The 19,578-nt window shown below is 61.9% G+C and carries 22 protein-coding genes and 2 tRNA genes; 6 read left to right on the forward strand and 18 right to left on the reverse strand.

The features are described 5' to 3' along the window. Positions 1-53: 53 nt before the first annotated feature. The 8 genes from ADU59_RS02310 to ADU59_RS02345 all read right to left on the reverse strand — a co-directional run bounded on the left by ADU59_RS02310 (position 54) and on the right by ADU59_RS02345 (position 7,280). Complete coding sequence (locus ADU59_RS02310) at positions 54-779, reverse strand: SDR family oxidoreductase (RefSeq protein ID WP_068951296.1); 726 nt, start codon at positions 777-779, stop codon at positions 54-56. A gap of 13 nt (positions 780-792) precedes the next feature. Further along, entirely contained in the window at positions 793-1,566 is a 774-nt protein-coding gene (locus ADU59_RS02315) for an SDR family NAD(P)-dependent oxidoreductase (RefSeq protein ID WP_068951297.1), read from the reverse strand. Positions 1,567-1,589: 23 nt separating this feature from the next. Next, a complete protein-coding gene (locus ADU59_RS02320) occupies positions 1,590-2,651 on the reverse strand; it encodes an ABC transporter ATP-binding protein (RefSeq protein WP_068951299.1) in 1,062 nt (353 codons plus the stop codon). A gap of 10 nt (positions 2,652-2,661) precedes the next feature. Further along, positions 2,662-3,699 carry an NAD(P)-dependent alcohol dehydrogenase gene (locus ADU59_RS02325; protein ID WP_068951301.1) on the reverse strand — a complete coding sequence of 346 codons (1,038 nt, stop codon included), beginning with the start codon at positions 3,697-3,699 and terminating at the stop codon, positions 2,662-2,664. 54 nt (positions 3,700-3,753) lie between these two features. Further along, positions 3,754-3,987 (reverse strand): DUF2160 family membrane protein, encoded by a 234-nt coding sequence (locus ADU59_RS02330; RefSeq protein ID WP_068951303.1) that lies wholly within the window; start codon positions 3,985-3,987, stop codon positions 3,754-3,756. A 4-nt stretch (positions 3,988-3,991) separates the two neighbouring features. After that, positions 3,992-4,828 carry a carbohydrate ABC transporter permease gene (locus ADU59_RS02335; RefSeq protein WP_068951305.1) on the reverse strand — a complete coding sequence of 279 codons (837 nt, stop codon included), beginning with the start codon at positions 4,826-4,828 and terminating at the stop codon, positions 3,992-3,994. Beyond that, positions 4,828-5,709 carry a carbohydrate ABC transporter permease gene (locus ADU59_RS02340; protein ID WP_068951307.1) on the reverse strand — a complete coding sequence of 294 codons (882 nt, stop codon included), beginning with the start codon at positions 5,707-5,709 and terminating at the stop codon, positions 4,828-4,830. Before ADU59_RS02340 ends, ADU59_RS02335 begins: the two co-directional genes overlap by 1 nt. Positions 5,710-5,849: 140 nt before the next feature. Next, positions 5,850-7,280, reverse strand: coding sequence for an extracellular solute-binding protein (locus ADU59_RS02345; protein ID WP_068951309.1), 1,431 nt, complete (start codon positions 7,278-7,280; stop codon positions 5,850-5,852). A gap of 524 nt (positions 7,281-7,804) precedes the next feature. Between ADU59_RS02345 and ADU59_RS02350 the strand changes: the two genes are divergently transcribed. The 5 genes from ADU59_RS02350 (at position 7,805) to ADU59_RS02370 (ending at position 13,055) form a co-directional block, all read left to right on the forward strand. After that, positions 7,805-8,827 (forward strand): substrate-binding domain-containing protein, encoded by a 1,023-nt coding sequence (locus ADU59_RS02350; protein ID WP_068951311.1) that lies wholly within the window; start codon positions 7,805-7,807, stop codon positions 8,825-8,827. A 213-nt stretch (positions 8,828-9,040) separates the two neighbouring features. Further along, the gene (locus ADU59_RS02355) at positions 9,041-10,027 is read left to right on the forward strand and encodes an ABC transporter permease (RefSeq protein WP_068951313.1); all 987 of its coding nucleotides are present in this window, start codon (positions 9,041-9,043) and stop codon (positions 10,025-10,027) included. Then, positions 10,027-10,809: an ATP-binding cassette domain-containing protein gene (locus ADU59_RS02360; protein WP_068951315.1), complete on the forward strand. Its 783-nt coding sequence runs from the start codon at positions 10,027-10,029 to the stop codon at positions 10,807-10,809. Before ADU59_RS02355 ends, ADU59_RS02360 begins: the two co-directional genes overlap by 1 nt. A gap of 51 nt (positions 10,810-10,860) precedes the next feature. After that, positions 10,861-11,883 carry a hypothetical protein gene (locus ADU59_RS02365; RefSeq protein ID WP_068951317.1) on the forward strand — a complete coding sequence of 341 codons (1,023 nt, stop codon included), beginning with the start codon at positions 10,861-10,863 and terminating at the stop codon, positions 11,881-11,883. A gap of 233 nt (positions 11,884-12,116) precedes the next feature. Beyond that, a complete protein-coding gene (locus ADU59_RS02370) occupies positions 12,117-13,055 on the forward strand; it encodes a helix-turn-helix domain-containing protein (protein WP_068951318.1) in 939 nt (312 codons plus the stop codon). Positions 13,056-13,122: 67 nt separating this feature from the next. Here the strand turns inward: ADU59_RS02370 and ADU59_RS02375 are convergent. From ADU59_RS02375 to ADU59_RS02420, 10 genes are all read right to left on the reverse strand, one after another. Continuing rightward, a tRNA-Phe gene (locus tag ADU59_RS02375) sits at positions 13,123-13,198 on the reverse strand. 186 nt (positions 13,199-13,384) lie between these two features. Next, the gene (yacG, locus tag ADU59_RS02380) at positions 13,385-13,591 is read right to left on the reverse strand and encodes a DNA gyrase inhibitor YacG (RefSeq protein WP_068951320.1); all 207 of its coding nucleotides are present in this window, start codon (positions 13,589-13,591) and stop codon (positions 13,385-13,387) included. A gap of 2 nt (positions 13,592-13,593) precedes the next feature. After that, positions 13,594-14,214, reverse strand: a complete 621-nt coding sequence (locus tag ADU59_RS02385) for a Maf-like protein (RefSeq protein WP_068951322.1) — start codon at positions 14,212-14,214, stop codon at positions 13,594-13,596. Positions 14,215-14,264: 50 nt separating this feature from the next. Next, the gene (gene infA / locus ADU59_RS02390; RefSeq protein WP_037105236.1) at positions 14,265-14,483 is read right to left on the reverse strand and encodes a translation initiation factor IF-1; all 219 of its coding nucleotides are present in this window, start codon (positions 14,481-14,483) and stop codon (positions 14,265-14,267) included. A 144-nt stretch (positions 14,484-14,627) separates the two neighbouring features. Beyond that, complete coding sequence (locus ADU59_RS02395) at positions 14,628-15,116, reverse strand: arsenate-mycothiol transferase ArsC (protein ID WP_068951324.1); 489 nt, start codon at positions 15,114-15,116, stop codon at positions 14,628-14,630. Then, the gene (locus ADU59_RS02400) at positions 15,113-15,583 is read right to left on the reverse strand and encodes a UPF0262 family protein (RefSeq protein WP_068951326.1); all 471 of its coding nucleotides are present in this window, start codon (positions 15,581-15,583) and stop codon (positions 15,113-15,115) included. The genes ADU59_RS02395 and ADU59_RS02400 overlap by 4 nt, the downstream gene beginning before the upstream one ends. Further along, positions 15,580-16,884, reverse strand: a complete 1,305-nt coding sequence (gene hisD / locus ADU59_RS02405; protein WP_068951328.1) for a histidinol dehydrogenase — start codon at positions 16,882-16,884, stop codon at positions 15,580-15,582. The genes ADU59_RS02400 and hisD overlap by 4 nt, the downstream gene beginning before the upstream one ends. A 63-nt stretch (positions 16,885-16,947) precedes the next feature. Continuing rightward, positions 16,948-17,388: a DUF2948 family protein gene (locus tag ADU59_RS02410; RefSeq protein WP_068952506.1), complete on the reverse strand. Its 441-nt coding sequence runs from the start codon at positions 17,386-17,388 to the stop codon at positions 16,948-16,950. A gap of 108 nt (positions 17,389-17,496) precedes the next feature. Beyond that, positions 17,497-18,789 carry a UDP-N-acetylglucosamine 1-carboxyvinyltransferase gene (murA, locus tag ADU59_RS02415; protein WP_068951330.1) on the reverse strand — a complete coding sequence of 431 codons (1,293 nt, stop codon included), beginning with the start codon at positions 18,787-18,789 and terminating at the stop codon, positions 17,497-17,499. Between the two features lie 271 nt (positions 18,790-19,060). Beyond that, positions 19,061-19,294 (reverse strand): hypothetical protein, encoded by a 234-nt coding sequence (locus tag ADU59_RS02420; RefSeq protein WP_068951332.1) that lies wholly within the window; start codon positions 19,292-19,294, stop codon positions 19,061-19,063. 159 nt (positions 19,295-19,453) lie between these two features. Between ADU59_RS02420 and ADU59_RS02425 the strand changes: the two genes are divergently transcribed. Beyond that, positions 19,454-19,528: transfer RNA gene (locus ADU59_RS02425), tRNA-Thr, on the forward strand. Positions 19,529-19,578 lie beyond the last annotated feature (50 nt).

A 19,578-nucleotide genomic window follows, 5' to 3' on the forward strand; every position in this document is an offset into this window, starting at 1 on the left:
CCTCATCACTTTCGCCACCGGCGCGAGCGCGTCCCGCCCGCGTGAAGCGACTGTCAGGCGATCATGAAACCGCCATCCACCGGCATCGAAAGCCCGTTCACCATCGCAGCCGCGTCGGACAGCAGGAACAGGATCACCTCCGCGATGTCGTCGGGCTCGGCAAAGCGGCCGACGGGAATGCGCGACAGCATGCCGGCTGCCTTTTCCGGATCACTCCAGGCCTTCACCGCCATCGGCGTCGCCGTCACGATCGGGTGGACGCCATTGATGCGGATGCCCATCGCGCCAAGCTCGGTGGCCATCACACGCGACAGGCCGTCGAGCGCGCCCTTGGAGGCGCAATAGGCGGCGTGGTCGGGAATACCGACGAAGGACGCCACGCTCGAGATATTCACGATCGCTCCCTTTGCGCCACGCTTGACCCGGTCGCGCGCATATTCCTGCGCCACGATCATCGGCGCGCGGGCATTGACGGCGTAGAGAAGATCGAAATTCTCCACCGACACGTCGAGAAAGGACTGAAGCTCGGTGGTCCCGGCGCAATTGATCAGATAATCGGCAGGCAGGGCTGCAAGCGCCGCTGCCCGCGTCGCCTGCGCGTCGGCTAGATCGACCGTGATCGTTGCACAGCCGGTTTCCGCCGCCAGCGCCTCCAGATCGGCAGGTGAACGGGAGAGAGCGACAACCTTGGCTCCCCGCCGCACCAGCATCAGGGCCGTGGCCCGGCCGATACCCTTGCCGGCACCCGTAACGATGACGGTCTTGCCTGAAAAATCCATAGACGATGCCCTCCTACCAGCACGTAAATCCGGCATCCGCCTTGACGGTCGCTCCCGTCACAAGGCTGGATGCGTCCGAAGCGAGGAAATGCACCACGGAGGCGATTTCATGCGGCTGACCCATGCGCCCCATCGGCGTATCGCGCAGCCAGATATCCAGCACGGCCTGGTCGAGCCCGGCGGACTTGGTCATTTCCGTTTCGATATAGGTCGGCGCCACCGCATTGACGCGCACGCCGCGATCGGCCCATTCGGCCGCCAGTGACGCCGTCAGGTGGTGAACGGCGGCTTTGGAGGCATTGTAATAGGTCTGCTTTAGCGGCCGGTTGACGATATAGCCGGACATCGAGCCGATATTGACGATCGCCCCACTGCCGGCTTTCAGCATATGGCGGCCGAAGGCGCGGTTGCACCAGAAGACGCCGTTGTAGTTGACGTCGTTCACATTCAGCCAAAGCTCGTCGGGCGTATCCTCCGCCGCCGTGCCGGTTCGCCCGATACCGGCATTGGCGACCAGAATATCGATCCGGCCGAACTTCCCGGCGATCTCGTCCGCCACAGCCGTGACCGCGGCCGGCGCTGTCACGTCGACGACCATCGTATCGGCGCGATACCCCTTGGCGGCCAATGCCGCGCGCCCGGCCTCGGTAATGCCAGCATCCAGATCGAGAAGGACGATGGTCGCACCGGCCTCCGCCAATGCTTCGGCACAGGACAGACCAATGCCGCGACCGCCACCGGTGATGACGGCGACCTTGCCGTCCAGTCTGAACTTTTCGAAAAACATCTCGTTTTCTCCCTTGCTATAGATCACAGGCGCCGGCCGCTGGCCCTGTCGAAAAGATGCGCCCGGGTATCGTCGACCTTCAGCGAAATCTGCTCGCCGGGCCTGTTGTGGATACGATCCTTGACGATCGCGACGATCGGGTCCTCGCCGATACGGGCGAAAATCTGCGTCTCGGCACCAGTCGGCTCGAGAATCGAAATCGTTGCCGGAACGCCGGCCGGGCTGATCTCCACATGTTCGGGGCGAACCCCGTAGACCACGGACTGGCCTTCCTCGGCCGCCGCCTTCGGGCAGGCAAAGACCGCGCCATGCGTGCTGACAAACACCGGGCGTCCATCACGCGTCTCGATCCGCCCCTCGATGAAATTCATCGACGGCGAGCCGATGAAACCGGCGACGAAGATATTGGCGGGCTCGTCATAAAGGGTCAGGGGCGCACCGATCTGCTCCACCCGCCCGTCGCGCATCACCACGATCTTGTCGGCCATGGTCATGGCCTCCACCTGATCGTGGGTCACGTAGATGGTCGTCGTCTTCAGCCGCTGATGCAGCTCCTTGATCTCGACGCGCATCGCCACACGCAGCTTGGCATCCAGATTGGACAGCGGCTCGTCGAACAGAAACACCTGCGGATCGCGCACGATGGCCCGGCCCATGGCAACGCGCTGGCGCTGACCGCCCGAAAGCTGCTTGGGGAACCGGTCGAGCAGCTTGCCGAGATCGAGGATTTCGGCCGCCTTGCGCACCTTCCGGTCGATCTCCTCCTTCGGAGCCCCCTTCAGGCGCAGCGAAAAGCTCATATTGTCGGCAACCTTCATATGCGGATAGAGCGCGTAGTTCTGGAACACCATGGCGATGTCGCGATCCTTCGGCCGGGTGTTGTTGACCACCTTGCCGCCGATCATCACCTCGCCGCCGGAGATTTCCTCCAGGCCCGCGATCATGCGCAGCAGCGTAGACTTTCCGCAGCCGGACGGCCCGACGAGAATGACAAACTCGCCATCGGCAATATCCACCGAAACGCCATGGATGACCTGCAGGGCACCGTATTTCTTGACAACATTGCGGACTGTGACTTCGGCCATAACGCGCCCCTTATTCCGGCATTGCGATTTGCATCTTGACCTGACCGCTCGGCGACGTGGCCGCGATCTCGAAAGCCTCGACGCTCTCCTCGAACGAGAACGTCCGGGTGATCAGCGGATCGACATTGATGGCACCGGACGAGAGCATGGCCACGCAGCGCGGGAACACGTGCGCATAGCGGAACACATGCTCGACACGCGCCTCACGCACCATCGCCTTGCCGAGATTGTAGGGAATGACCTCACCGGACGCGCCGATATAGACCACGCAGCCGCCGGGGCAGAGCGCATCGAAAATGCCGGCCGCAGCCTTTTCATTGCCCGAGCACTCGAAGACGACATCGACACCCCAGCCGTCGGTCTCCTTCATCACGGCTTCCGTCAGGTCGCGGGCACGCACATTGACCGTGGTGATGGCGCCGAGGCCGGCTGCGATTGCGAGTTTCGTATCGTCCACATCGGCAACGATCACCCGGGCACAGCCGCCGCCAAGCGCGGCAAGTGCCGTCACCAGGCCGATCGGGCCCGCACCGATGACCAGACCGATATCGCCGGGCTTGATTTTTGCCTTGGTCGCGCCGTGCACGCCGACAGCAAGTGGCTCGACCATCGCGGCCGCGGCAAAGGAGACATTGTCCGGCAGCTTGAAGGTGAAGGCTTCGGGATGCACGACGGTCGGGCGCAACACGCCATGAACGGGTGGCGTCGCCCAGAAGCGCACGGCGGGATCGATGTTGTAAAGCCCGAGGCGGCTTGCCCGGCTGTTGGGGTCCGGAATGCCGGGCTCCATGCACACCCGGTCGCCGGCCTTCAGGGTCTTTACGGCAGAACCGGTCTCGATCACCGTGCCGGAGGCTTCGTGCCCCAGGATCATCGGCGCCTTGACCTGAAAGATGCCGCTGCCGCCATGGGTATAATAATGCACGTCAGAACCGCAGATCCCGACCGTGTGCAGTTTCACCCGCACGTCGAGCGGTCCCATCGTTTCTTCGATAGGAAAATCGCGCAGCGACAGACGATGCTTTTCTTCGAGTACCAACGCTTTCACGGAACTGCTCCTTGCCTGTGGAAACACCGTTTCCAGAATGTGTGTCTGCACGGTTCAACCGCGCGCGATGATGTAGATGGCCAGGACCACGGACAGGACGGTGGCAACCGGCAGCGGCAGCGCCCATTCGACGAAACGCAGCCAGAAAAGATGAATGGCGATGAAGAGGATGACGCCGATGAAGCCACGGTCGAAGCCGTTGGTGTGAATGGGCAGAAACCCTTCGCGCGGCGTCTCGACGACTTTTGCCTCGTCGTCCAGTTCCTCGATATCGATCAACGGCTTCATCGCTTCACTCCTTCACGGCGCCAAAGGTCAGGCCGGCAACGATGTGACGCTGGACGACGCCGAGAACGATGAAGGCCGGTATCAGCGTGAGCATCGACGTGGCGGCGAGCTGGCCCCAGTTCGTCCCCGTGACCGTGACGAATTCGGCCAGCACCGTGGTGATGGTTCGCGCCTCGATGCTCGTCAGCGTCGCCGCGAAGAGGTATTCGTTCCACGCGAAGATCCAGGTCAGGATCATGGTGACCGCAAGGCCGGGGCTGGCCAGCGGCAGCACCACCTTCGTCAGCACCTGAAACGTATTGGCGCCATCGACGGTCGCTGCCTCGTCAAGCTCGATCGGGATGGCGTCGACGATCGAGCGCAGCGTCCAGATGGCGAACGGCAGATTGAACACGCAATACAGCAGGATCAGGCCGATCTTCGTATCGAGCATCCGCCAGCTGCCGACGGCAAAGACCTGGGTATAGAGCAGGAACAGCGGCAGCAGGAACACCGCCGGGGGGGCCATCCGGTTGGTGATCGTCCAGAAGAAGATGTTCTCCTTGCCGACGAGCTTGTAGCGCGACAGGGCATAGGTGGCGAGAAACCCGAGCGTGGTGACGATCAGCGCATTGGATGTGGCGATGATGATCGAGTTCAACATGAACTTCTGGAACATCGGGTTGAACAGTGATGCCGTGTAGTTCTCGGCATAGAACGAGCTCATGATCAGGCTGGGCATGCCGAAGAGCTCGGCACGGCTTTTGGCCGAGATCAGGAACATCCAGTAGATCGGAAACAGCGTGATCAGGCTCGCTGCCAGCCAGAACAGGATCGACAGAACGGGACGTTGCTTGAACATCAGTTTGACCTCCGCAGATCGCGCCTTGCCACCAGACCGGCATAGAGCGCCCAGCACATGACGATGGTGAGGTAGAGAACGAGGACCGACATGGCGCCGCCGTAGCCGTAATCCGTCTTCGGAAAGACCACGCGCCAGATGTGCAGGCCGATATAGCGGGTGGCGGCACCGGGGCCGCCACCCGTCAGCATCCAGATCTCGTCCACGGTTCTCAGCGCATCCATCAGCCGGATGAAAAGCGTGGCCAGAATGGTCGGCTTCAGCATCGGCAACGTGACATGCCAGAACATCTGCAGGCGGTTTGCGCCATCGATCTGCGCCTGCTCGAACGGTTCCTTGGGCAGGGATGACAGGGCGGCAAGCATCGTCAGCGTCACCAGCGGCGTCCAATGCCAGATGTCCATGACGACCGTGGCATAGAAGGCATGATCGGCGTAGCGGCCGATGTTGAAATCGATGCCGAACCAGGATCGCAGCAGATACGGCACCGGGCCGAGGCCGGGCGTGATCAGCAGCCGCCAGGTGGCGCCGACGGCAATCGGAGCAACGACCAGCGGCAGGGTATGAATGGTGCGGAACAGGCCCTTGCCGGGAAAGTCCCGCATGAAAAGCTGTGCCAGCAGATAACCGAGGATGATCTGGCTCGACACGGCGAACAGGGCAAACTTCAGCGTGACCCAAAGCGACTTCAGGAACTGGGGATCGAAGACAAGGCGCCGGAAATTCTCCACCCCGTTGAATTGCATCGTCGGATCGGCGGCAAAACTGTTCCACTGGCTGAACGCGATCACCATCACGTAGATGAATGGCAACACGCCGAAGACAAACAGGATGACGAGTGTCGGCGCCAGCATCAGCCAGCCTATCGTCGAGGATCGCATAGAGGTTCTCCAAATACCGATCATGCAAGACCACGCGTACTCCGGATATCCGGCCAAAACGGGCGGGCGGTGACGTGGGTCTTCCTGCGACCGCCGCACACGGTTGCGTGCGACGGTCCTCAGACTGGGCAGCTCCGGAGCTACTTGCGGTAGCCGAGGGTCTTCAGTTCGCTGTCGGTGGCGGCAGCGGCCTGATCAAGCGCCTCATCCGGCGTGATTTCGCCGATCAGGGCCTGGTAGATGAAAGGAGCAGCCACTTCACGTACCTGGTTGTGGAAGGGGAACGGAGGCGCTCCGCGGAAGAGATAGCCCTTGTCCTTCATCAGCGTGTAATAGCCACTGACCTTGGCATCCTGCGCCCGCACCTTCGGGTCGTCATAGGTGGAGGTGTGCGTGATGCGAGCCCCCGCCACGGCCCAGTCGGGCTGGACATCTTCCTGGGCGATATACTGCAGGAACAGAAGGGCTGCGGCCTGGTTCTTCGAAGAAGTCGGCACGCCGAAAGCGCCGCCATCGTAATAACCGATGTACCCGTCACCCTTTTCCGCAGCCTGCATGACACCGTCCTCGACCGGCGGCAACGTCACGCCCACCTTGCCGACCACCGCCGATTTGGACGGTTCGGTGGCGATCCAGGCGGCATTTTCACCGTAGACAAAGCCCTGCGCGGCGCGTCCGGCCGCAAAGGTCGCAGCCACCTCGTCCCATGTGCTGCTGGTGGATTCCGGCGGCGCGTAAGCCAGATTGTCGATCCACCACTTCAGGGCCGTTTTGGCTTCGGGGCTGTTCATCCGGCCACCGTTTTCGACCGTAGCGGCATAGGTCTTGAGATCGATACCCCAGTTATAGACCCCGAATGTCGGAGCGACCGTCTCGACGAACTCGTAAAAGGACGACGGATGACCGGTATTGCCCTGCACCGTCGTGCCCCAGAGCTCGATACCCTTTTCCTTGCCGAGATCGGTGAAGAACTCGGCGATATCGCGATATTGCTGATGGGTCGTCGCCGGCGCCAGATCGTAGCTGTACTTGGCCTTGAACGCGGCCTTGTTGGCTTCGTCCTCAAACAGGTCCTTGCGGTAGAGATAGACCTTGATGAAGGCCTCCATCGGCACGCCGAAAAGGTCGCCGTCCGAGCCCTTGAAATTATCGATGAAGCTGGTGAATTTGCTGGTGTCGAAGTTCGGCGCTTTCAGATCCGGCTTGTCGACCAGCGTCTTGGTGATGTCGACCAGAAAATTGCGGGCAAGGTAGCTGTAGATAATGTCCTGCTCGATATAGACGAAGTCATAGACGCCGGTATTCGCCTCCATGTCCTTGATCGCCTTGTCATACATCTGGTCCCAGGATGTGGCCTCGAATTCGACCTTGACGCCGGTCGCTTTCGAGAAGGCCGGGGCCAGAACGTCGCGGACATATTGCGACGGCGGCGAGCTTTCCGAAATGCCGCGGATCGTCGCGCCGTTGAGCTTGGCACCCGCATCGGACCAGAAGTCGGCCCGCGCCGGCATGGTGCCGGCCATAAGGCTGACCGCAAGCGCGGCCATGCCGATTGTACGCTTCCTGAACATGTCACTTCCTCCCTCGATGAACACTGGCCCGCGGCCGAATGCCGGCAAGCCGCTCCCATTGCGCTGACATGACATGCCAGCGCCTCCCGATCCCGGCAGCGAAGCTCTCCTCCGCGCCGCCGGTTTCACGTCTCATGAAGACTTATGGTCTGGTTCCTCCGGCCAATTCCGATGACCGTCGGCGAAGACTATGCGGCTCCGGATGGCTGCGCTACGCGCGCATTTCAACCGATCCATACTTTTTCGCCGGCTGTGATTCTCAAGCTCTCAAACGTGCCATGCTCAAAGCCGGGCCAGGACACCGCCGAAGAAGAGGGTGGGCCAACGAGGCATGGCGAAAAAGTACATGTCAACCTTAAACCGCGCGTGGCGGTCCCCTCATAAGTCTCATAACCTGTTCGGGTGGATAAAAAAACAACCGTTTGTTTTTACAGTATTATTTACTGAAAACATGAACCCGGCGCGTGGGAGAGAGCATTGCGCGGGGTTCTGTCGTGGACGGGATATTCCTAGGAGGAGGAAACATGTTCTTACATTATCGTCGCAATCTCATGCCTGCGGGAGCCGGCGCGAGCCTGAAATCCGTCACGCTCGCATTGGCGCTCAGCGTGGCCGGCCTTGGCATGGCCAATACCGCTTCGGCGGAAGAGGTCATCGTCGGCCTCGTGACCAAGACCGAAGTCAATCCGTTTTTCGTCAAGATGCGCCAGGCGGCCGAGGAACAGGCCAAGGCAAAGGGCGTGAAGTTGATCGCGCGCGCCGGCAAGTTCGACGGTGACAACGAGGGTCAGGTCTCGGCGATCGAGGATCTGATCAGCGCCGGCGCCAAGGGTATTCTGGTCACGCCGAACAACTCGTCGGGCATGCTGACCATCATCAAGAAGGCGCGCGATGCGGGCGTTCTGGTGATCGCGCTCGATACCGCCACCGATCCGGCCGATGCGGTCGATGCAACATTCGCCACCGACAACTTCGAGGCCGGCGTCCAGCAAGGTGCCTATGCCCGCAAGGCGATGGGCGACAAGGCGCCGATCGTTGCCATGCTTGATGGAACGCCGGGCGGCACGGTCGATACCTTCCGCCATGACGGTTACCTGAAGGGCTTCGGCATCGCCGAAGGCGATCCGGCGATTGCCGGGGCCGCCATCACCAACGGCGCGCAGGACAAGGGCCAGATCGGCATGGAGAACCTTCTCTCCAAGAATGGCGACATCAACGCCGTCTACACCATCAACGAACCGGCGGCAGCGGGCGCCTATGCCGCGCTCAAATCCTTCGGCAAGGAAAGCGATGTCATGCTGACGTCGATCGACGGCGGCTGCGCCGGCGTGCGCGACGTGAAGGACGGCAAGATCGCCGCGACCGTCATGCAGTTCCCCTACAAGATGGCCGCAATGGGCGTCGATGCGGTGGCGGAATATGCCGCGAGCGGCAAGAAGCCGAGCGGTTTCGTCAACACCGGGTCGTTCCTGATCACCGACAAGCCGGTTGACGGCATCGATTCCAAGGATACTGCCTGGGGTCTGGAAAACTGCTGGGGTGATTGATGCGCAAGGCGTCCTGACGGACGCAATGTGACGGTACCACCCCTTTTACAAGACGGCGCGAGTTCCCGGGCGATGGAAGCCCGGGGGCTCTGCCGGTCCACCGTCCCGGCGGAATAGCCCACCCTCGAAGGATCGCCGAAAATGCGGTCTTTCAGGCGGCGAGGCTGTCGGGAAGGCTTCGACTTGTAAGTCCACGCAGTTTTAGAGGCTCAGATGAGTGCACCTCCTGTTTCCGCGCCCGCGACACGGTCAGGGATCGCCCTGAAAATCATCGGCACGCCATCGGCCGGGCCCTTGCTTGTCCTGATTGCGTTCTGCGTGATCTTTTCGCTGACGAACCCGCGCTTCCTGGCGACCCACAACATATCCATCATTCTTCAGCAGACCGTGATCATCGGTACCCTGGCCATCGGCCAGACGCTGGTGATCCTGACGGCCGGCATCGACCTTGCCGTCGGCGCGATCTGCGTTTTGGGCACGATCCTGGCCGGAAAGCTGGTGAATCTCGGCTATGATCCGGTTCTCTCGATGGCCTTCGCCGTGCTCGTCTGCACCATCGCAGGCTTTGCCGCCGGCGGCCTCATCAGCGGTCTGCGGCTGCCGCCCTTCATCGTCACGCTCGGCATTCTCGGTATCTTGACCGCGGCCCTCCGGCTGATTTCCCAGGGCGGCGCCTTTCCGGTGCGCGACGCGTTTCTCGGATGGACCGGCAATACCTTCAAGCTCGGCGGTTTCGTGCTGACCTTCGGCGTCGTCATCATGCTGCTGCTCTACGTCGTCGTCTGGTATCTCCTGAACGAGACCAAATGGGGCCGGCACGTCTATGCCACGGGCAACAATCCGGAAGCCGCGCGGCTGGTCGGCATTCCCGTGCGCCGTCATCTGATGTCAGTCTATCTACTGGCCGGGTTCATTTATGGCATTGCCGCCTGGCTGGCGCTCGGGCGCATTCCCAATGCCGATCCCAACGCGCTGCAGACCGCCAATCTCGATTCCATCACCGCTGTCGTCATCGGTGGCACCAGCCTGTTCGGCGGTCGCGGCGGCCTCGTCGGCACCCTGATCGGCGCGCTGATCGTCGGTGTATTGCGCAACGGGCTGACGCTCGCCGGCATCGATCCGCTCTGGCAGGATCTGGTCACCGGGGTTCTCGTCATCGTTGCCGTAGCGCTCGATCAATTGTCGCGGAGGAGACGCTGATGCCGGTGGACACTCCAATGACCGCAGCCCAGCCCCCGGTGCTCGAGGCGCGAAACCTTATCAAGCATTACGGGCACGTGACCGCCCTCGACGGTGTCGATTTCGAATTGCGCGCCGGCGAAATCCTCGCCGTCGTCGGCGACAACGGCGCGGGCAAGAGTTCGCTCATCAAGGCCCTGACCGGGGCTGTGCGGCCCGACAGCGGCGAGATCCTGCTGGATGGCAAGCCCGTTCACTTCAAGGGGCCGCTCGACGCCCGCCATCTCGGCATCGAGACGGTCTATCAGGATCTGGCTGTGGCACCCGCGCTCGACATTGCCAGCAATCTCTTCCTCGGCCGCGAGCGCCGGCGGGCCGGCATCATGGGCAGCCTGTTCCGCCGCCTCGACAAGAAGGGCATGCGCGAAGAGGCCGAGCGCAGCATGGCCGAGCTCAAGTTCCGTCTGCCGTCGATCACCAGCGCGGTCGAGACGCTGTCGGGCGGACAGCGTCAGGGCGTGGCGGTGGCACGGGCAGCGCTTTTTGCCAAGAAACTGGCGATCATGGACGAACCGACGGCAGCGCTCGGCGTGCGCGAGACCGGCCAGGTGCTCGAACTGATCCGCACGATCCGCGAGCGCGGCCTGCCGGTCGTGCTGATCAGCCACAACATGCCGAACGTCTTCGAACTGGCCGATCGCATCCATATCATGCGGCTTGGCCGCCGGGCTGCGGTCGTCACTCCCAAAACCCATTCCATGGCCGATGTCGTCGCCATCATGACCGGTGCGGCACAGGCCTGAATTTCGAACGCCGGCCTTGGCCGGGATCATTTTTTGACAATGGAGACCATCATGTACCGTCTTGACCAGAAACTCGCCCGTATCCGCGCCGGCCAATATACCCGCAGCGATTTCATCATCGCCGATGCAAAGGACGGCGACATGGGGCCGAGCATCACATCCTGCGGCCCGAAACGGGCAAAGAACGGAAGCTGGGAGCGCTATTACACCCGCCCCGAATTTCTCGAGAATATTCGCGCCGTCGTCGAACAGGACATCGTCGACATCATGCTGACATCGGCGTCGAACATGGAGGCGCTGATCGAGATGGGCGTCTACCGCAACAGCGCGGTCAAGCCGGCGATCCGCGCCAACGATACGACGGACGTCTGGGTCGGCCGCGGCGCAACCTATGTCAAGCATCCCTCGCGCGCCTTCCGCACCGCATCGCTGTCGCGCGTCGCCACCGGCACCATCGATCCCGCCCCCGGCGCGCCGATCACCGGCACCGACCTTGGCCTCTACTCGATCACTTTCAACAACGACATCGACCATGACTATGCGGCACTCGATGCCTTCGCGGACTTCCGCGACGACGCGGCCCGCAACAATTTCAAATATTTCCTCGAAGTCTTCAATCCGAACGTGCCCTGCGGCGTCGAGGCGGACGTGCTGCCGCACTATATCAACGACAGCATGATGCGCTCGCTCGCCGGCGTCATGAAGGCTGATCGGCCGCAGTTCCTGAAGATCGCCTATAACGGCCCCAGGGCGCTCGAGGAGCTTGCCTCCTATGATCCCTCGGTGATCGTCGGCGTGCTTGGCGGCGGAGCGGGAACGACGCGTGACTGCTTCGAGCTGCTTTCCCAAGCCGAACGCTACGGCGCGCGCGTTGCCCTGTTCGGCCGCAAGATCAATCTGGCGGAAGATCCGCTGGCCATGGTCTCCTTCATGCGCGAAGTCGCCAACGGTACGCTGCAGCCCGCCGAGGCGGTCAAGGCCTATCACGGCGCGCTGCAGAAGAACGGCATCACGCCGATCCGCGATCTGGCAAAGGACAGCGAGGTGACGGAAAAGGTCCTGATGGCCGGATGATCCGGCAGGACCGCGGCCCGGTCCGCATCCATCACGCATGAACGCCGGCGGGCGAAAGCATCAAGGATGCTTTCGTCGTTTTCACTGCCGATGGAGACAGTGGCGTAAGGGCCGCTGGCGTGTAAAGTATAGGGTTTCAGCGGCACGGGTTGAGGAGCTCACGCCGTCAACACAAGGAAATGGAGAACGCAGACTCTGCGGCAGGGCCGCACCTTTGGGAGGAGGAAAATTCGATGAAGGCCGATTTGAAAATCGTACCCGATTTCGAGATGATTATTTGCCCGCCGGCGGAGTCCTTCCGCTGGAACACGCATGACTATCCCTTTTTCGGCGCGAAATGGCACTATCATCCTGAATATGAACTGCACCTGACCCGATCGACCAGCGGCATGATGATGGTCGGCGACTATATCGGCGAGTTCAGCCCGGGCTGCCTGGTGCTGGCCGGTCCCAATGTGCCGCACAACTGGGTCAGCGACATCGAGCCGGGAAAGCTGATCCGCAACCGCGACATGCTGATCCAGTTCAGCCCGGAATGGGCCGACCGCGTGACCGGGCTCTGCTCCGAGCTCGGCACGATCAAGCCGCTGTTCGACGATGCCATCTACGGCGTGGAATTTTCCGGCGTGACGGCGGCTGCGGGCACGCGGCTGCTGGGCCAGATCGGCGAGGCACAGGGGGCGGATCGCATCGTTCTTTTCCTGCAGCTGATGATCACACTGTCGCGCAATCCGGCCGAGCGCCGGACTTTGTCCAGGCTGGCGCCCACCAGCGAACCGGCACCGCTTCCAAGCGAACTGGATGCCGCCATGCGCTATGTCCTGGAGCACTACAACGACCAGATCGACATCACCCTGGTGGCGGCCCTTTGCGGAATGGAGCCACAGGCCTTTTCCCGCTTTTTCAAGCGCCATACGGGGCACACGTTCGGCAGGTATGTGATTTTAGCACGCATCTACGCGGCATGCTCGCTGCTCACCCAGACCTATCGTCCGATCACCGACATCTGCTTCGAGGTCGGCTTCAACAACATTGCCAATTTCAACCGGCAGTTCTTCAAGATCTGCCACCGCACGCCATCGGAATATAGACGCAGCGCGCACAAGATCGGCATGGAAGCCCGCGCCGACCCGTTCCACACGATGCGCGCGCATGCGATGGCTGGGGTCTGAGGCTGGCTGCGCCAATCTGCAACCAACGCAAACACGACGAGCTTTAAAGGGAAGAAGTAGAAGTTAATGGTGCCCGGAGGCGGATTTGAACCACCGACACGCGGATTTTCAATCCGCTGCTCTACCAACTGAGCTATCCGGGCATCCTTGCCGTTAGGCGGTGGTTCCGTTTGAAGAACCGTGGGGCGGTTGGTTGCGCCCCGGAAGCGAGCGGGGTTATAACATCTTGTTCGGCGGTGTCCAGCACCAAATGACGTTTTTTCGACAGGAAAATGTCAATCAACGCAAATATCTGAAAAACAACGGATATCCGTGAAAATCAGAGGCAATCAATCCTCGTCGTCCGCCTTCGATTCGTCATCCGCCACCGGAATGGCATAGGAACCGGTCAGCCATCTGTTGAGATCGACGTTGCGGCAACGGTCCGAGCAGAAGGGGTAATGCTCGCGGTGCGACGGGCGCTTGCACTCGGGGCACGGCACAGTCTTGCGCAGCGGCGCCACGTTGGATGCGCCCTTGTTGTCTTCCGAACTCATGGTCAGCCCTTTGTCCAGCTGTCATGCACGTCATAGCCCTCGCCGGCCAGCAGGCTCACGGTCTCGTACAGCGGCAGTCCGACGACATTGGTGTAGGAACCCACCAGCTTGACCACGAAGCTGCCGGCAATGCCCTGGATGCCATAGGCGCCCGCCTTGCCCCGCCACTGGCCGGACGCAAGGTAGCTGTCGATATCGTGGCTGGAGAGGCGCTTGAAACGCACCTTGGTGTCGACGACCTTCTGGCGCACCGTGCGATCGGGCGTGATCAGGCAGACGCCGGTATAGACACGGTGGCTGCGGCCGGACAGGAGATGCAGCGCGCTTGAGGCTTCGCTCACCAGTTCCGGTTTGCCGAGGATACGGCGGCCGACGGAGACGACGGTATCGGCCGCAAGGATATAGCTTCCCTCCCAGCCGGGTTCTCCCTTGATGGCCGCAAGCGCCGCGCGGGCCTTTTCGGCGGATAGCCGCCAGGCCAGCGAGCGCGGATGCTCGGTGCGCTTCGGCGTCTCGTCGAGATCCATCGGCATCAGGCGCGCCGGTTCGATGCCCGCCTGCGCGAGCAGCTCGACACGCCGCGGCGAACCGGAGGCCAGGATCAGCTTATGTGTCAGTGCCATCGCAACAAGGCCATCGATCTCGAGTTTTGCAGCGGAACGCGCCGCAACGCTTACTTGAAGCGATAGGTGATACGGCCCTTGGTCAGGTCGTACGGCGTCATTTCGACAAGCACCTTGTCGCCTGCGAGAACGCGGATCCGGTTCTTGCGCATGCGGCCTGCCGTGTGGGCAATGATTTCATGCTGATTTTCAAGCTGGACGCGGAATGTCGCATTCGGCAGCAATTCGGTAACGACGCCCGGGAATTCGAGGACTTCTTCTTTCGCCATGTAGGGTATGTCTTTCTGTGTTTCGGTAGAGGCGCGTGTCGCGTCTTTTAAAAATTTGGCGGAAACTACACAATCGCCGCGGTTTTGTGAACAGCAGCGACTTCATTTTCCGGTTTTGCCACATTTTCCGGTTTTGTCAGGGCCCTATGCCATCTTATCCGGCATTTGTCCAAGCAAACGATGCTCAAGCAGGCTTGCAATGTGATTTCGAACCTCGCGATAGGCCGAAACGATCTGTTCGCGCGTGCCGGTCGCGACCGTCGGGTCCGGCGTCGGCCAATAGACCACGTCGATCGCCATCGACCGTGTCAGCTCCAGGGCCGCGTGATGGGCCTCCGGCGCCAAGGTCACGATCAGGTCGAAATAATCGTCTTCCAGCTCATCCAGCGTATGCGGCTGATGCCGCCCCGCCGTCAGCCCGATTTCTTCCAGCACCACATCGACGAAGGGATCGCGCTCCCCGGGCCTCACCCCGGCCGAAGCGACATAGGTGCCGGGCGGCAGCATCGCCCTTGCCAGAACCTCGGCCATCGGCGAGCGGATCGCGTTCATCCCGCACATGAACAGCACCGACCGCGGCGATTGCCCGGTCCGCTGCGGCAGGTTGGGAGAAGCCGCGACCGCCACGCTCATCCCCGCCAATAGAGAACGCAGACCAGCGTGAACAGACGCCGCGCCGTATCGAAATCGAGCTTGATCTTGCCCGAAAGCCTGTCCATCAACGTCTGCGAACCCTCGTTGTGGATGCCGCGCCGTCCCATGTCGATCGCCTCGATCTGGCTCGGCGTCGAGGAGCGGATCGCCTCGTAATAGCTTTCGCAGATCAGGAAGTAATCCTTGACGATCCGCCGGAACGGCGTCAGCGACAGAATATGGGTGGCAACGCCCACGCCCGCTTCCGTGGTGATGACAAAGACCAGTTTCGAATCGATCAGCGACAGATTGAGCCTGTAGGGGCCGCCGGCATGGCCGGACGGTTCGAAAAAATTCTCCTCGATCAGATCGAAGATCGCCACCGCCCGCTCGTGCTCGACATCGGGCGTCGAGCGGCCGATGGTCTCATCCAGCACGACATCGCAGAGGCGGTAGCCGTTCGTCATCCCTCGCCCCCGAGATTGAGGCGGATGGCGACCGAGCGCGCATGCGCCTCAAGACCTTCTGAGCGTGCAAGTGCGATGGCGGCAGGCCCCAGATCGCGCAGCTGATCGGCACCAAGGCGCAGGATCGAGGTGCGCTTCATATAGTCGAGCACGCCGAGGCCGGAGGAAAACCGGGCGGAGCGCGCCGTCGGCAGCACATGGTTGGAGCCGCCGACATAATCGCCGATGACTTCCGGTGTGTGGCGGCCGACGAAGATGGCGCCGGCATTGCGGATCTTCGGGATCATCGCATCGGCATCGGCAAGGGCCAGTTCCAGATGTTCGGCGGCGATGCGGTTGGCCAGCGGTACAGCCACGTCAAAATCGGGCACGAGAATGACCGCGCCGAAATCGCGCCAGCTGGCGCTGGCCGTTTCTGCCCGTGGCAAGGTCCGCAGCTGACGCTCGACGGCCGCCTCGACCGCAGCAGCAAAGGCCGCATCATCGGTGATCAGGATCGACTGAGCACCGACGTCATGTTCGGCCTGGGCCAGGAGATCGGCGGCGATCCAGTCCGGATCGTTGTCGCGGTCGGCGATGACGAGCACTTCGGAGGGGCCAGCGATCATGTCGATGCCGACAGTGCCGAACACCTGGCGCTTGGCGGCGGCGACATAGGCATTGCCCGGCCCCATGATCTTGGCAACAGGCGCGATCGTTGCGGTGCCATAGGCCAAAGCGGCGATCGCCTGGGCGCCGCCGATGCGGTAAATCTCCTCGACGCCCGCCATGCGCGCGGCGGCCAGAACCGCCGGATTGATGACGCCGCCATTGGCCGGCACGACCATGACGATCCGCTCGACACCGGCCACCTTGGCCGGCAGCGCATTCATCAGCACCGAGCTTGGATAGCTCGCTGTACCGCCCGGCACATAGAGGCCGACGGCATCGATTGCCGTCCAGCGCGAGCCGAGGCCGACGCCCATCGAATCCTCGTAGATATCGTCTTTCGGGCGCTGGCGGGCATGATGCGCCTCGATACGCACGGCGGCGACTTTCAGCGCGCCGAGCACTTCGGACGGCACCGCTTCGATCGCCGCGTCGATCTCGTCTGCCGTGACAGCCATGCCGGTGACCGAAAAATCAAGGCCGTCGAATTTCCGGGTATACTCGGCCAGCGCCACATCGCCGCGCTGGCGCACGTCATCGATGATCTGGCGCACCACTGCGTTCACATCTTCGGAAACTTCCCGCTTGGTCGTCAGAAAGGCTGCAAACGCTTCTTCGAAGCCGGGGGTGAGATAGTCCAGACGGATGGCCAATGGAAAACGTCCTTATCGGTAATCGGCAAAAGCGCATGGCCGCAAAGGCCAGCGGTCAGACAGTCAGGCGCCAGCGGGGTGGCGGGGCTTGAAGCCGGTTTCCCATGCGCCACCGGTATCTGCAAGCTGAACCTCTATACATTCCACATCGAGCATGATTGAGGCGCCGCCTGACAGCACGAACTCGACGGTTCCGTCCGGTCCCTCGCCGTTCTGCTCGAACTGGATCGCCAGCAGCGATAGCACCTTTTCATCGTCCTTCCGGTCAAAGCCGATAGATCGGACGGAATTGACGCGCTTGAAAGCAAGCAGGCTGCGGCGGCGCTCGAAAGACTTGCCCCGCCCTTCGGCCGTCTCCCAGACGAAACGGTTGATAACCAGCGACAATTGCCGGACACGCGGCGCATAGTCGAGGCCGGAAACCTTGAAGACCGCGTCCTGCACATGAGCGGAGACGATCTCCAGGTCCTGGCTGTCCAGCGCCATCAGCTTCAATGCGTCCATGCCATCCATCCCTTGCCTGCGGCAGCCAAAGGGGCTGCCGTCATCATGACAAAGGACATAGGACGCCGGCATCGAATCCGCAACCGTAGCGCTGCGGCGGGCCATTCGTCAGTCGCTGACGCGCTCGACATTGGCGCCGCAATTGTTCAGCTTTTCTTCCAGCCGCTCAAAACCGCGATCGAGGTGATAGACACGCGACACCATGGTCTCGCCTTCGGCCACCAGACCGGCGATGACAAGCGATACCGAGGCACGCAGGTCGGTCGCCATGACCGGTGCACCCTTCAGCCGCTCGACGCCTTCGATCTTGGCCGTCTGGCCGGACAGCGTAATCTTGGCGCCAAGGCGGGCCAATTCCTGCACGTGCATGAAGCGGTTTTCGAAGATCGTTTCGGTGATGTGCGAAACCCCGGATGATTTGGTCATCAGGCCCATGAACTGTGCCTGCAGATCGGTCGGGAAGCCCGGGAAAGGATCGGTCACCACATCCACCGGCTTGATGCCGCCGCCGTTGCGCACGACGCGCAGGCCGCTTTCGGTTTCGGTGATTTCGGCACCGGCGCGGCGGATCGCCTCGATGGCGGTGTCGAGCAGCTTGGCATTCGTGCCTTCGAGCACGACGTCGCCGCCGGTCATGGCAACGGCCATGGCATAGGTGCCGGTCTCGATCCGGTCAGGCAGGACACGGTGGCGCGCACCCGAGAGCGAGGTGACACCTTCGATGGTGATCGTCGAAGTGCCGGCACCGCTGACCTTGGCGCCCATGGCATTGAGGCAGTTGGCCAGATCGACCACTTCCGGCTCACGCGCGGCATTGCCGATCACCGTCGTGCCGTTGGCAAGCGTTGCCGCCATCATCATCACATGGGTGGCGCCGACCGAAACTTTCGGGAAAACATAGCGCGCGCCGACCAGGCCGCCCTTGGGGGCCGTCGCATTGATATAGCCGCTGTCGATCTCGATCGTGGCGCCGAGCGCCGTCAGGCCTTCGATGAACAGGTCGACCGGCCGCGTGCCGATGGCGCAGCCGCCCGGCAGCGAGACGCGGGCCTTGCCCTCACGCGCCAGAAGCGGCGCGATGACCCAGAAGCTGGCGCGCATCTTGGAGACCAGCTCATAGGGCGCCGTGGTATCGACGATATTGCGCGAGGTGAAATGGATGGTGCGCGAATAGCCCTCGCCCTGGCGCTCGCGGCGGCCGTTGACGGAGATGTCGGCGCCATGATTGCCGAGAATGCGGATCAGCTGCTCGACATCGGCCAGATGCGGCACATTTTCCAGCGTCAGGGTATCGTCCGTCAAAAGCGACGCGATCATGAGCGGCAGGGCCGCATTCTTGGCGCCGGAAATCGGGATGATGCCGCGAAGCTCGTTGCCGCCGGTAATTCTGATGCGATCCATAGGGTACCTTACGGGCGCCGCCCGCCTTTCCTGATAGTCCGGACTTTAAGAGATTGGCGCCTCCATAAAGGATGCACCGTGAAATGAGAAGCAAATTGAACAATGACCGACGACGCGCATCCGGATGAGGGAGGAGAACGCCGGCGCAATCCGACTGATGGCTCGCCGCAACCCCACCCATCACTCTGGATCAAGACAGCGAACGTGAAACGATGACGTTGTCAACCATGTGCGACCCGCCCCCGGATCCGATCGATGGTGCTGCCACAGATTACTCTGCTGATTCGTCCGTTTTTGCGGCAGGCAGGCCGGATGTTTCATCTGCAGCACCCGCACGCCGCGCCCGCCCCTGCTGCTTGCGCCGCAAAAGATTGTCGCGCAGGGTCTTTGCCGCCCGCTCCCTGCGGGCTTCGGCCTGCCGCGCCGCCTCGCCCCCCGGCTCAAGCCTGCCGGACGCAGCATGCGCCGCAGCCTCTTTCCCTGTCTGATCGTTCTCATCTTGCATGGAGGCTCAAATACCGCAAAACCGCGCTGTCCGGAAGGGTCACTCGTCTTTCCGGCACGCCGTCCAACGAAAACTTCGATTTGCGGCTTGCGCTCCGCAACAAGCTATGGCAATAGGCCCTCGCTCGCGCCGGACAAACAACGATCCGTGCCGCACGATGCTGCTATAGCTCAGGGGTAGAGCACTCCCTTGGTAAGGGAGAGGCCGAGAGTTCAAATCTCTCTAGCAGCACCATTTTATTCCCCGCATGTAATTTAATCTGCTCCGAACCGGATGACAGCATC

Source organism: Pararhizobium polonicum (genome assembly GCF_001687365.1).
GTDB classification, from domain to species: Bacteria; Pseudomonadota; Alphaproteobacteria; order Rhizobiales; family Rhizobiaceae; genus Pararhizobium; species Pararhizobium polonicum.

Coding starts and splice junctions, on each gene's coding strand:
- ADU59_RS02310 (WP_068951296.1), bottom strand. CDS start 779: ATGGATTTTTCAGGCAAGACCGTCATCGTTACGGGTGCCGGCAAGGGT.
- ADU59_RS02315 (WP_068951297.1), bottom strand. CDS start 1,566: ATGTTTTTCGAAAAGTTCAGACTGGACGGCAAGGTCGCCGTCATCACC.
- ADU59_RS02320 (WP_068951299.1), bottom strand. CDS start 2,651: ATGGCCGAAGTCACAGTCCGCAATGTTGTCAAGAAATACGGTGCCCTG.
- ADU59_RS02330 (WP_068951303.1), bottom strand. CDS start 3,987: ATGAAGCCGTTGATCGATATCGAGGAACTGGACGACGAGGCAAAAGTC.
- ADU59_RS02335 (WP_068951305.1), bottom strand. CDS start 4,828: ATGTTCAAGCAACGTCCCGTTCTGTCGATCCTGTTCTGGCTGGCAGCG.
- ADU59_RS02340 (WP_068951307.1), bottom strand. CDS start 5,709: ATGCGATCCTCGACGATAGGCTGGCTGATGCTGGCGCCGACACTCGTC.
- ADU59_RS02345 (WP_068951309.1), bottom strand. CDS start 7,280: ATGTTCAGGAAGCGTACAATCGGCATGGCCGCGCTTGCGGTCAGCCTT.
- ADU59_RS02350 (WP_068951311.1), top strand. CDS start 7,805: ATGTTCTTACATTATCGTCGCAATCTCATGCCTGCGGGAGCCGGCGCG.
- ADU59_RS02355 (WP_068951313.1), top strand. CDS start 9,041: ATGAGTGCACCTCCTGTTTCCGCGCCCGCGACACGGTCAGGGATCGCC.
- ADU59_RS02360 (WP_068951315.1), top strand. CDS start 10,027: ATGCCGGTGGACACTCCAATGACCGCAGCCCAGCCCCCGGTGCTCGAG.
- ADU59_RS02365 (WP_068951317.1), top strand. CDS start 10,861: ATGTACCGTCTTGACCAGAAACTCGCCCGTATCCGCGCCGGCCAATAT.
- ADU59_RS02370 (WP_068951318.1), top strand. CDS start 12,117: ATGAAGGCCGATTTGAAAATCGTACCCGATTTCGAGATGATTATTTGC.
- yacG (WP_068951320.1), bottom strand. CDS start 13,591: ATGAGTTCGGAAGACAACAAGGGCGCATCCAACGTGGCGCCGCTGCGC.
- ADU59_RS02385 (WP_068951322.1), bottom strand. CDS start 14,214: ATGGCACTGACACATAAGCTGATCCTGGCCTCCGGTTCGCCGCGGCGT.
- infA (WP_037105236.1), bottom strand. CDS start 14,483: ATGGCGAAAGAAGAAGTCCTCGAATTCCCGGGCGTCGTTACCGAATTG.
- ADU59_RS02395 (WP_068951324.1), bottom strand. CDS start 15,116: ATGAGCGTGGCGGTCGCGGCTTCTCCCAACCTGCCGCAGCGGACCGGG.
- ADU59_RS02400 (WP_068951326.1), bottom strand. CDS start 15,583: ATGACGAACGGCTACCGCCTCTGCGATGTCGTGCTGGATGAGACCATC.
- ADU59_RS02410 (WP_068952506.1), bottom strand. CDS start 17,388: ATGGACGCATTGAAGCTGATGGCGCTGGACAGCCAGGACCTGGAGATC.
- murA (WP_068951330.1), bottom strand. CDS start 18,789: ATGGATCGCATCAGAATTACCGGCGGCAACGAGCTTCGCGGCATCATC.
- ADU59_RS02420 (WP_068951332.1), bottom strand. CDS start 19,294: ATGCAAGATGAGAACGATCAGACAGGGAAAGAGGCTGCGGCGCATGCT.